The organism is Pseudomonas sp. R76, assembly GCF_009834565.1.
GTDB lineage: Bacteria > Pseudomonadota > Gammaproteobacteria > Pseudomonadales > Pseudomonadaceae > Aquipseudomonas.
In genome coordinates this window covers 4,237,327-4,248,926 of record NZ_CP019428.1, presented here as the reverse complement: position 1 = coordinate 4,248,926, position 11,600 = coordinate 4,237,327, and the positions used below count along the sequence as shown (strand labels likewise).

At 60.9% G+C, this 11,600-nt stretch carries 9 protein-coding genes; 2 read left to right on the top strand and 7 right to left on the bottom strand.

The window, feature by feature from the left end; genetic code table 11:
- Nucleotides 1-10: 10 nt before the first annotated feature.
- The gene (locus PspR76_RS18940) at nt 11-1,618 is read right to left on the bottom strand and encodes a carboxyl transferase domain-containing protein (RefSeq protein WP_159957718.1); all 1,608 of its coding nucleotides are present in this window, start codon (nt 1,616-1,618) and stop codon (nt 11-13) included.
- Nucleotides 1,619-1,630: 12 nt separating this feature from the next.
- On the bottom strand, nt 1,631-2,794 hold the full coding sequence (locus PspR76_RS18935) for an isovaleryl-CoA dehydrogenase (protein WP_159957716.1): 1,164 nt from the start codon (nt 2,792-2,794) through the stop codon (nt 1,631-1,633).
- A gap of 148 nt (nt 2,795-2,942) precedes the next feature.
- Between PspR76_RS18935 and PspR76_RS18930 the strand changes: the two genes are divergently transcribed.
- On the top strand, nt 2,943-4,580 hold the full coding sequence (locus PspR76_RS18930) for an AMP-binding protein (RefSeq protein ID WP_159957714.1): 1,638 nt from the start codon (nt 2,943-2,945) through the stop codon (nt 4,578-4,580).
- A gap of 678 nt (nt 4,581-5,258) precedes the next feature.
- Here PspR76_RS18930 and PspR76_RS18925 read toward each other — a convergent pair.
- The 3 genes from PspR76_RS18925 to PspR76_RS18915 all read right to left on the bottom strand — a co-directional run bounded on the left by PspR76_RS18925 (nt 5,259) and on the right by PspR76_RS18915 (nt 7,613).
- The gene (locus tag PspR76_RS18925) at nt 5,259-6,158 is read right to left on the bottom strand and encodes a hydroxymethylglutaryl-CoA lyase (RefSeq protein WP_159957712.1); all 900 of its coding nucleotides are present in this window, start codon (nt 6,156-6,158) and stop codon (nt 5,259-5,261) included.
- A 16-nt stretch (nt 6,159-6,174) separates the two neighbouring features.
- Nucleotides 6,175-6,567, bottom strand: coding sequence for a MerR family transcriptional regulator (locus tag PspR76_RS18920; RefSeq protein ID WP_159957710.1), 393 nt, complete (start codon nt 6,565-6,567; stop codon nt 6,175-6,177).
- Nucleotides 6,568-6,677: 110 nt separating this feature from the next.
- Complete coding sequence (locus PspR76_RS18915) at nt 6,678-7,613, bottom strand: LysR family transcriptional regulator (RefSeq protein ID WP_017136514.1); 936 nt, start codon at nt 7,611-7,613, stop codon at nt 6,678-6,680.
- Nucleotides 7,614-7,764: 151 nt separating this feature from the next.
- Here PspR76_RS18915 and PspR76_RS18910 point away from each other — a divergent pair, with 151 nt between their 5' ends.
- The gene (locus tag PspR76_RS18910) at nt 7,765-8,994 is read left to right on the top strand and encodes an acyl-CoA dehydrogenase (protein WP_159957708.1); all 1,230 of its coding nucleotides are present in this window, start codon (nt 7,765-7,767) and stop codon (nt 8,992-8,994) included.
- A gap of 130 nt (nt 8,995-9,124) precedes the next feature.
- Here PspR76_RS18910 and PspR76_RS18905 read toward each other — a convergent pair whose 3' ends face one another.
- Together PspR76_RS18905 and xthA are read right to left on the bottom strand one after the other, a co-directional pair.
- A complete protein-coding gene (locus PspR76_RS18905; protein ID WP_159957706.1) occupies nt 9,125-10,453 on the bottom strand; it encodes a substrate-binding domain-containing protein in 1,329 nt (442 codons plus the stop codon).
- Between the two features lie 197 nt (nt 10,454-10,650).
- On the bottom strand, nt 10,651-11,463 hold the full coding sequence (xthA, locus tag PspR76_RS18900) for an exodeoxyribonuclease III (protein ID WP_159957704.1): 813 nt from the start codon (nt 11,461-11,463) through the stop codon (nt 10,651-10,653).
- Nucleotides 11,464-11,600: the final 137 nt, after the last annotated feature.

Genomic DNA, 11,600 nt, shown 5'->3' with positions numbered 1-11,600 from the left:
ACGGCTCCATTTACATGCGGAACACGCCGAAGCGGCTCGGCTCGATGGGGGCATTCAGCGAAGCGGACAAGGCCAGGGCCAGCACCTCACGGGTTTGCTGCGGGTCGATGACGCCGTCATCCCACAAGCGCGCGCTGGAGTAGTACGGGTGGCCCTGGGTTTCATACTGGTCGAGGATCGGCTGCTTGATCGCCGCTTCTTCCTCGGCGCGCAAGGCCGTGCCTGCGCGTTCGGCTTGTTCACGCTTGACCTGTACCAGCACGCCAGCCGCCTGTTCGGCGCCCATCACACCGATGCGCGCATTCGGCCACATCCACAAAAACCGTGGGTCGTAGGCGCGACCGCACATGCCGTAGTTGCCGGCACCAAAGCTGCCGCCGATGATCACGGTGAACTTCGGCACCTTGGCGCAAGCCACCGCCGTGACCAGCTTGGCGCCGTGCTTGGCAATGCCGCCGGCTTCGTACTTCTGGCCGACCATAAAGCCGGTGATGTTCTGCAGAAACAACAGGGGAATCCCGCGCTGGCAGGCCAACTCGATAAAGTGCGCGCCTTTTTGCGCGGCTTCAGCGAAAAGAATGCCGTTGTTGGCCAGGATCGCAATCGGGTAGCCGTGCAGGTGGGCAAAACCACACACCAGCGTGGTGCCGAACAACGCCTTGAACTCATCGAACACCGAGCCGTCGACCAACCGCGCGATCACCTCGCGCACGTCGAACGGTTGCTTGGCGTCGGCCGGGATCACCCCATAAAGCTCTGCGCTGCTGTACAGCGGCGCTACCGGCGTGCGTTGCAGCAGCTCGCCCTGTTTGCGCCAGTTGAGGTTGGCCACGCTGCGCCGGGCCAGGGCCAGGGCATGCTCGTCACTGTCGGCATAGTGGTCGGCCACGCCGGAGATCTTGCAGTGCACGTCGGCGCCGCCGAGGTCTTCGGCGCTGACCACTTCGCCGGTCGCGGCTTTCACCAGTGGCGGGCCGGCGAGGAAGATGGTCGCCTGCTGGCGCACCATGATCGCCTCGTCGGCCATGGCCGGCACATAGGCGCCCCCGGCGGTGCACGAGCCCATCACCACCGCAATCTGCGGGATACCTTGGGCACTCATGTTGGCTTGGTTGAAGAAGATCCGCCCGAAGTGCTCGCGGTCGGGAAACACTTCATCCTGACGCGGCAGGTTGGCGCCACCCGAATCGACCAGGTAGATGCACGGCAGGCGGTTCTGCTCGGCGATGGTCTGGGCGCGCAGGTGTTTTTTTACCGTGAGCGGGTAGTACGAGCCGCCTTTGACGGTGGCGTCGTTGGCGACAATCATGCATTCGACGCCTTCCACGCGGCCGATCCCGGCAATCACCCCGGCCGCCGGCACGTCTTCGGCATACACCTGATACGCGGCCAGTTGGCTGAGCTCAAGGAACGGCGAACCGGGGTCGAGCAAGCGATTGATACGCTCGCGAGGCAGCAGTTTGCCACGCGAGGTATGCCGCTCCTGGGCCTTGGCGCCGCCGCCTTGCTGCACGTGGGCGAGCAGGCTGTGCAGGGCGTCGACTTGTAGGCGCATCGCTGCGCTGTTGTCGGCAAATTCCGCCGAGCGTGGGTTGAGCTGGGTGTGTAAGGTGGCCATGGGCGCGCTCCTTCAGCGGGTTTCGTTGAAGAGTTCGCGACCGATCAGCATCCGCCGAATCTCACTGGTGCCGGCGCCGATTTCGTACAGCTTGGCATCACGCAACAGGCGGCCAGCAGGGAATTCGTTGATGTAGCCGTTACCGCCCAGAATCTGGATCGCGTCGAGGGCCATTTGTGTGGCGCGTTCGGAACTGAACAGGATCACCCCGGCCGCATCCTTGCGCGTGGTCTCGCCGCGCTCGCATGCCTGGGCCACCGCGTAGAGGTAGGCGCGGCAGGCGTTGAGTTGGGTGTACATGTCGGCGACCTTGCCCTGGATCAGTTGGAACTCGCCGATGCTCTGGCCGAACTGCTTGCGGTCGTGGATGTACGGCACGATCAGGTCCATGCACGCTTGCATGATGCCAATCGGGCCGCCGGCCAGTACTACGCGTTCGTAATCGAGACCGCTCATCAACACTTTGACGCCGCCATTGAGCGTGCCGAGGATGTTTTCTTCGGGCACTTCGACGTCATCGAAAAACAGCTCGCAGGTATTGGAGCCGCGCATGCCCAGCTTGTCGAACTTGTTGCTGCGGCTGAAGCCTGTTGAGTCGCGCTCGACGATAAATGCGGTGATGCCGTGCGGGCCTTTTTCCAGGTCGGTCTTGGCGTAGATCACGTAGGTGTTGGCGTCGGGGCCGTTGGTGATCCAGGTCTTGCTGCCGTTGAGCACGTAATGATCGCCGCGTTTGTCGGCGCGCAGCTTCATCGACACCACGTCGGAGCCGGCATTCGGTTCGCTCATGGCGAGGGCGCCGATGTGCTCGCCGCTGATCAGCTTGGGCAGGTACTTGAGCTTCTGTTCGTGGCTGCCGTTGCGGTTGATCTGGTTGACGCACAGGTTGGAGTGCGCGCCGTAAGACAAGCCCACAGAGGCGGACCCACGGCTGATTTCTTCGATGGCCACCACGTGGGCCAGGTAGCCCAGGCCGGCGCCGCCGTATTCTTCCGGCACCGTGATGCCGAGCAAGCCCATGTCACCGAACTTGCGCCACATGTCGGCGGGGAACAGGTTGTCACTGTCGATTTGAGCCGCGCGGGGCGCGATTTCCTTGGCCACGAAGGACTGCACCTGGTCGCGCAGCATGTCGATGGTTTCGCCGAGGGCGAAGTTCAGGGACGGGTAACTCATGGACAGGCACCTTAATGTGAGCTTTGTTGTTGTGTGGATAGCGCCAGGGGAGGGCGCTCACCTTTACGTTAACGTAAACTTGCGTTACGGCGCTGTCAATCGTAGTTTACGTTTACGTCAACCTACAAAAAAGACAACAGGGGTCGTTATGGATCAACCGAATCAGAGCTACAGCCGTGGCGCTCAGGACAAGACCTTGCTGGCCATGACCATCGGCCAGGCCTTCGATCACACGGTTGCGCAGCACGCCGATGGCGAAGCCTTGGTGGTGCGCCATCAGCAGCGCCGCTATACCTGGCGGCAACTGGCCGAAACGGTTGAGCTGCACGCCCGTGCCTTCCTCGCCCTGGGCATGCAAACCGGCGACCGCCTGGGCATCTGGGCGCCCAATTGCGCCGAGTGGTGCATCAGCCAAATCGCCAGCGCCAAGCTGGGTGTGATTCTGGTCAATATCAACCCGGCCTATCGCAGCAGTGAACTGGACTACGTGCTCAAGCAATCCGGTTGCCAATGGCTGGTGTGTGCCGGGTCGTTCAAGGGCTCCGATTACCACGCCATGCTGCAGGAACTGCAACCCAACCTGCGCGCGATAATCAGCCTCGACCCCAGCCCGCCCCCAGGGTTTGTGCCCTGGCAGCAACTGGCAGCCCTCGGCGCAGGCGTGCCGCCCGAACAACTGCAAGCGCGCCAGGCCGGCCTGCACTTCGATCAAGCCGTCAACATTCAGTACACCTCCGGCACCACCGGCTTCCCCAAGGGCGCCACGCTCAGTCACCACAATATTCTCAATAACGGCTACATGGTCGGCGAAAGCCTGGGCCTTACCGCGCAGGACCGCCTGGTGATTCCGGTGCCGCTGTATCACTGCTTCGGCATGGTCATGGGCAACCTCGGCTGCATCACCCACGGCACCACCATGATTTACCCCAACGACGGCTTCGACCCGCTGCTGACCTTAAGCGCCGTCGCCGAGGAACGCGCCACCGGGCTGTATGGCGTGCCGACCATGTTTATCGCGCTGCTCGATCACCCACGCCGGGGCGAGTTCGACCTGGCGACCTTGCGCACCGGCATCATGGCCGGCGCCACGTGCCCCATCGAAGTGATGCGCCGGGTTATCAGCGAGCTGCACATGGGCGAAGTGCAGATCGCCTATGGCATGACCGAAACCAGCCCGGTGTCGCTGCAAACCGGCGCGAATGACGACCTTGAGCGCCGCGTCACCACCGTGGGCCGCACCCAGCCACAGCTGGAAAACAAGATCATCGACACCGACGGCAACACGGTTGCACGCGGTGAGATCGGCGAACTGTGCACTCGTGGTTACAGCGTGATGCTCGGCTACTGGAATAACCCCGAAGGCACCCGCGACGCCATCGACGAGGCCGGCTGGATGCACACTGGCGACTTGGCGAGCATGGACGAGCACGGTTACGTGTGCATCGCCGGGCGCAACAAGGACATGATTATTCGCGGCGGCGAAAACGTGTACCCGCGCGAGCTGGAAGAGTTTTTCTTCACCCACCCGGCAGTGGCGGATGTGCAAATTATTGGCATCCCGGATGAGCGTTACGGTGAAGAGATCGTCGCCTGGGTCAAGTTCCACCCCGGCCATGTGGCCAACGCGCTCGAGCTGCAAACCTGGTGCAAGGGCCGCATTGCGCACTTCAAGACGCCCAAGCATTTCAAGTTCGTGGATGAATTCCCGATGACGGTGACGGGCAAGATCCAGAAGTTTCGCATGCGCGAGATGTCGATTGAGGAACTGAGAACCCGTTCCCACTAACAACCCAAAAACCATGTGGGAGCGGGCTTGCTCGCGAATGCGGAGTGTCGGCCAGCACATCTGTCACTGATAAACCGCTTTCGCGAGCAAGCCCGCTCCCACATTTTTTGATTGGTGCCAGACCGGCGTTTGTCGAATCCCACAAAGCACAAAGGGGACCCGAAGGTCCCCTTTAATTTGTCGTTGCGTGCTCTTTTTTTATTATTGAGGGGCGGTCTATTGTTGTTTTTGGCAACCGTTACCCTTTACCGCTGTTTTGGGTGACCCCCATCCGGGGTCAAGAGCAAACGTATTTTTTTGAGCGCTGATCTGCTTCTTCGTTATCGATCCAACCAGTGGGTAGCTACCTGAGGTAGTTTTATTTTTCTCTAACCGGTTGCGGGTTTCGGCACGCCGTACCCTGCGAAGCACATCTTCTCCAAAAAAATCTGTTAGCTGCGTCTCTGCCGTGTTGTTTTTGTTATGTCAGAGTCGTTTCGTCTTATTTTTATTAGGTTTGGCGCTTTTTATTCTTGTTATGCAATAGAGATAACAGAAGGCGTGCCAACTTTTAAAAGTCCTTTAAAATCAATGGTTTGATTTTTTGATGGGCAATGGCATAGGGCAAATCGGGCAAAATATGTTCCCGTGTTACTCGTTAAGTAGGTGTGCGGTAACACATTGTCACAGCAATGCTACTCAACCGGCGTTACGCGCCTTGGCCACCCGCGAACCGCTGGGTCGGCCGAGCACTTGGCTGATTTGCTCGCCCGCGCGAATCAATGCGTCCAGGTCGATACCGGTTTCAATCCCCAGGCCATTGAGCAGGTACACCACATCTTCGGTGGCAACGTTACCGCTGGCGCCTTTGGCATAAGGGCAGCCGCCGAGGCCCGCGATAGAGCTGTCGAACACATTGATGCCTTCGAGCAGGCTGGCGTAGATATTCGCGATTGCCTGGCCGTAAGTGTCATGGAAGTGACCGGCCAGCTTGTCCCGCGGCACCTGCGCGCCGACCACCTCGAACAGCCGCCGCGTGGCGCCCGCCGTGCCGGTGCCGATGGTGTCGCCCAGGGACACCTCATAGCAGCCCATCGCATACAGTTCACGCGCGACCGCCGCAACCTGTTGCGGGGCAATCTCGCCTTCGTAAGGGCAACTCAACACACACGATACATAGCCGCGCACGCTGACGCCGTGTTGTTTGGCCGCCGCCATGATCGGCGCAAAGCGCTCCAGGCTTTCGTTGATGGAACAGTTGATATTGCGCTGGGAAAACGCCTCTGAGGCGGCCGCAAACACCGCGACTTCCTTCACGCCGGCGGCCAGGGCATCTTCAAAACCACGCACGTTCGGCGCCAGTGCACCGTAAGTGACGCCGGGCTTGCGCTGTATCTGCGCAAACACATCGGCCGAGCCCGCAATCTGCGGCACCCACTTGGGCGACACAAAGCTGCCGACTTCGATATAGCTCAAGCCCGCGTGGGTCAGGGCATCCACCAACTGGACCTTATCGGCGACGCTGATCGGCCGGGCTTCGTTCTGCAAACCGTCGCGCGGGCCGACTTCGACCAGGCGCACGTGTGAGGGGAGGGGCATGATGGCTACCTTGTGGTTATTGGCCAACCTGGCTGATGGTCTGCGCCAGGGCCTGGGTGCAGCGCTCTTCGGCGGTGTCCAGCTCCAGCTTCATCTGTTCGATATCCAGCAGTTGTTGCTCAAGCTGCTCGCGGCGCTCGGCGATCTTGGCAAGCATGCTGTTGAGTTGGATGTGGTTGCCGCTGCTGGGGTCGTAAAGTTCGATCAATTCGCGGCACTCGGCCAGGGAGAAGCCGATACGTTTGCCCCGCAGGATCAGCTTGAGACTGACCTTGTCCCGCGCCGAATAGATGCGCTCCTGGCCCCGGCGTTCCGGGGCCAGCAGGCCTTGTTCTTCGTAGAAGCGAATGGCGCGGGTGGTGATGTCGAGCTCGCGGGCGAGGTCGGAAATGCTGTAGGTCGTGCTCATGGGGGCGCTCAAGAAGGTCTTGGCGCTAAGCTAATGGCAGGTTGACGTAAACGTCAAGGGCCGCTGCGCAGCCCATCGGGGGCAAGCCCCCTCCCACACACAGCTTCAGGTCAGGCTTGCTTGCCATCCAGCTTCTTTTCGTGCGCGGTGACTTGCTGGCACAGCTCAATCATCTGCTCACGCATCCAGCGGTTGGCCGGGTCCTGGTCGGTGCTTTCGTGCCAGTACAAATGGGTTTCCACCGGTGGCACATCGTTGACCGGCAGGTTGAACCAGTGCAGCTCATGGCGGCGGGCGAAGCGCTCGGGCACGGTCATCACCATGTCGGTCTGCTGCAACACTTGCGAGGCCATCAGGTAATGCTGGGAGCGCAGGGCGATCTTGCGCTGGATGCCCATTTTGCCCAAGGCCAGGTCAACGTGGCCCAAACCGTTGCGACGGCTGGAGATATGGATATGCGTCAGCGACAGGTAGTCATCCAGCGTGAACTTGTCCTTGCCCGCCATCGGGTGGCCCTTGCGCATGGCACACACGTAACGGTCTTCCATCAGCTTGACGTGACGTACCTGCGGGTCGGTGTTGAGCGGCGCGTCCACGGCAAAGTCCAGGCGCCCGGCGGCGAGTTCCTTGGTGGTTTCGCGGCGTTTGGACAGGAAACTCTCTATCACCACCGTCGGCGCCAGGCGGCGCAGGCGCTGGAACAGCAGCGGCAAAATCACCGCCTCAGTGAGGTCGGTCATGCTGATGCGATAGGTCTTGGCCGCCTGCTGCGGGTTGAAAATCCGGCTTTCCTGCACCGACACCCGCAGCAACGACAACGCGTTGCGCACCGGGCCGATAATGTTCTGCGCCATCGGCGTGGGCACCATGCCTTGGGCGGTGCGCACGAACAGCGGGTCGTTGAAGGTTTCGCGCAAGCGCGCCAACGCGTTGGACACCGCCGGCTGGGTGATGCCGACGATCTGCCCGGCGCGGGTCAGGTTGGCTTCGGTGTAGATCGCGTCGAAGACAATAAAGAGGTTGAGGTCGACCTTGCTCAAATTCATTTCGTTGCGCTCTTATTGTTAGGTGTTCATACGCCGATCATATATCGGTGATGAATGTTAATACACGCCGAGAATAGGCTAGGTAAATTATCAACGCTGTTCTAGCATCGATTGCATGACCTAAACAACCTCTCAGAGAAGGGAGCTGCTCATGGATTTCGCCTATTCGCCCAAGGTTCAGGAACTGCGTGAACGCGTTACCGCGTTCATGGACGCTTACGTTTACCCGGCCGAGCCGGTGTTCGAACGCCAGGTCAATGAAGGCGACCGCTGGCAGCCCACCGCCATCATGGAAGAGTTGAAAGCCAAGGCTAAAGCCGAAGGCCTGTGGAACCTGTTCCTGCCCGAGTCCGAACTGGGCGCCGGCCTGACCAACCTCGAATACGCGCCGCTGGCCGAAATCATGGGCCGCTCGCTGCTGGGCCCGGAGCCGTTCAACTGCTCCGCCCCGGACACCGGCAACATGGAAGTGCTGGTGCGCTACGCCAATGAAGAGCAGAAGCAACGCTGGCTCGAACCGCTGCTGCGCGGCGAGATTCGTTCGGCGTTCGCCATGACCGAACCGGACGTGGCCTCCTCAGACGCCACCAACATGGCCGCCCGCGCCGAGCGCCAGGGCGATGAATGGGTGATCAACGGCAAGAAATGGTGGACCTCCGGCGCCTGCGACCCGCGCTGCAAAATCCTGATCTTCATGGGCCTGAGCAACCCGGATGCGCCGCGTCACCAGCAGCACTCGATGATTCTGGTGCCGGTGGACGCTCCCGGCGTGAAAATCGTGCGCCCGCTGCCGGTATTCGGCTACGACGACGCGCCCCACGGCCACGCCGAAGTGCTGTTCGACAATGTGCGCGTGCCCTACGAAAACGTGCTGCTGGGTGAAGGCCGTGGTTTTGAAATTGCCCAGGGCCGCCTTGGCCCAGGCCGTATCCACCACTGCATGCGCTCCATCGGCATGGCCGAGCGCGCGCTGGAACTGATGTGCAAGCGCTCCGTCAGCCGCACCGCATTCGGCAAGCCGTTGGCACGTTTGGGCGGCAATATCGACAAGATCGCCGACTCACGGATGGAGATCGACATGGCCCGCCTGCTGACCTTGAAGGCGGCGTACATGATGGACACCGTCGGTAACAAGGTCGCAAAAAGCGAAATCGCCCAGATCAAGGTGGTGGCGCCGAACGTGGCACTGAAGGTAATCGACCGCGCGATCCAAATTCACGGTGGCGCCGGGGTGTCCAACGACTTCCCGCTGGCCTACATGTACGCCATGCAACGCACCTTGCGCCTGGCGGATGGCCCGGATGAAGTGCACCGCGCGGCAATCGGCAAGTTCGAGATTGGTAAATATGTGCCTAAAGAACTGATGCGCAGCGGGCAATAAGACCGAGTCGCCTGCATCGCGGGCAAGCCCGCTCCCACATTTTGACCGCATTCTACATTTGGAATAGGGTCAAAGGTGGGAGCGGGCTTGCTCGCGAAGAGGCCAGCCGGAACACCACAAAACCCTCAGGTCAGTACACCCAAACCTCCACCCGCCGATTCTTGATCCGCCCCTCATCCGCCGTATTCGCCGCCACCGGCATCTGCGCGCCAAACCCGCGAATATCGCGCAGCACCACGCCGCTTTTAACCAACTCGCGCCGCACCGCCATGGCCCGCAACTTCGACAGCAACGCCGCCCGCTGCGGATCATCCTTGGCATCACCAAACCCCACCAGCGTTACCTGCTTGTCGAGCTTGGCGTAGCTGCGGATATACGCCACCACCCGCTGCAAATCCTGGCGGGCCTTGTTGTCCAGGCTGGCGCTGCCTTCCTCGAAGCGAAAATTCACCGTCAAACGCTGCGCGTCACGCGCAATGGCTTGATAGTCCTCGGGCATTGAGGCGCGTGGCTCCACGCCGATCGCTTGCACTTGCTGGGCAATAAAACCATTGGCCGCCACAATCGCCTGGCCCTTGTTGCTCTGGGTAAAGTCCACCAGCGCCTTGGCCCAAGGGTTGCGCGCCGAAGGCGGCAGGTAGAAATACAAACGGCGTGACAGCGGGTAATCCTCGGTGGCGATCAGGCTGGTGACCGGCAACATAGGTTGCGAATCGCCGTCGACAATCGCCACCGCCTTGGCCTGGCGCACCGACGGCAGGCCGATAAACCCGATGCCCTGCGGGTCATGGCTGACCGCATCAGACAAGGCTTCGCTGGACTCGAAACGCTGGGCAGAACTTGCAAGGGGCTTGCCGCGCGGGCGCAGCACCAGTTCCTTGAAGGTGTCATAGGTGCCGGACTGGTCATCGCGCGCATATAAATGAATGGCGCCACCACGGCCGCCGAGTGCTTCCCAGGTGCTGACCTCGCCGTTGAAGACGTGTGCCAACTGCTCGGTATTCAGCGTGTTCAGTGGGTTGCTCGGGTTGAGGATGATAGCCAGGCCGTCGATGGCGATGACTTGTTCGGCTTCGGGGCTTTTCAGGTCGCCGAGGGGTTCAAGGTCAACCAGTTCGCTGTCCTTGATCGGGCGGGACGATGCGGCCAGGTCGGCGCTGCCTTTTTTCAGCGCCGTAAACCCGGTGCTGGAACCGTGGGCGGCCACCTCGACCGTCACTGTTTTTCCCTGGCGCGTCTTGCCGACCACACGCTGTTCATTGGCGCCGTCGCCCGGCTCGCTGTGCACCGCCTGCAAGCCCTGGTGTTCCATCAGCCCCTTGACCAGCGCCGGGCCAAGCGCCGCGCCAATGGTGTTGGAACCCTGGATGCGCAATGCAGGGCCATGGTCGGGGATGGGCAGGGGTGCAGCCACAGCGCAGAGCGGCAGGGTCAACAGGAACAGAACGCGCAGCATCATGCCGGCACCTTCTTAAGCCAAAGGGGGTGCCGGGAGATTAAGTCAGGCAGGTTGCATAAATATGAATGGCACACCGCTGAGCAAAATGTGGGAGCGGGCTTGCTCGCGAAAGCGGTGTATCAGTCAGAGGTTAATTGCCTGACACTGCGCTTTCGCGAGCAAGCCCGCTCCCACATTCGACCGAGTACAGCCCTAGATCAGCTCAACTCAAGCCAGATCGGCGCATGGTCCGATGGCTTTTCCAAACCACGCAAATCGTAATCCACGCCCGCATCCTTCACGCGGGGCAGCAAGCCATTGGACGCCATGATCACGTCAATGCGCAGCCCACGCTTGGGCTCATCCTCAAAGCCACGGCTGCGGTAGTCGAACCAGCTGAAACGGTCGGCCACGTCCGGGTTCAAGTGGCGGAAGCTGTCCACCAGGCCCCAGTTTTTCAGGCGTGCCATCCACTCGCGCTCTTCCGGCAGGAAGCTGCACTTGCCGGTTTTCAGCCAGCGCTTGGCGTTGTCGGCGCCGATGCCGATGTCGCAGTCTTCCGGGGAAATGTTCACGTCGCCCATCACCACCAGTGCCTGCTCATTGCTGAACTGGCTTTCCAGCAGGTGCTGCAAATCTGCATAGAAGCGCTGCTTGGCCGGGAATTTGGTCGGGTGGTCGCGGCTTTCGCCTTGAGGGAAATAGCCGTTCATGATGGTGACAGGGTTGCCGTTTTCATCGGCGAAGGTGCCCCAGATAAAGCGACGCTGGGCGTCTTCTTCATCACTGGCAAAGCCTTTGTGCACGCTCAGCGCCTCTTTGCGCGAGAGCAGCGCGACACCGTAGTGGCCTTTCTGGCCGTGGTAATAAACGTGATAGCCCAAAGCCTGGACTTCGGCCAACGGGAACTGGTCATCATGGACCTTGGTTTCCTGCAGGCCGATCACGTCGGGTTGATGCTTTTCAATCAGCGCCGCCAGCTGATGAGGGCGAGCGCGCAGCCCGTTGATATTGAAGGAGACGATTTTCATGGTCGGCAGTCCAGTCTGGCAAAAGGGCGATGCTAGCTGACAAGTCGGATGGGGGCCAGCGTGGCGGCAGGGCGGTTGCACTGCTAATGTCTGGGAACGACTCGCGCCGTACAAGTTCGTACCCATAAGAACGCCAT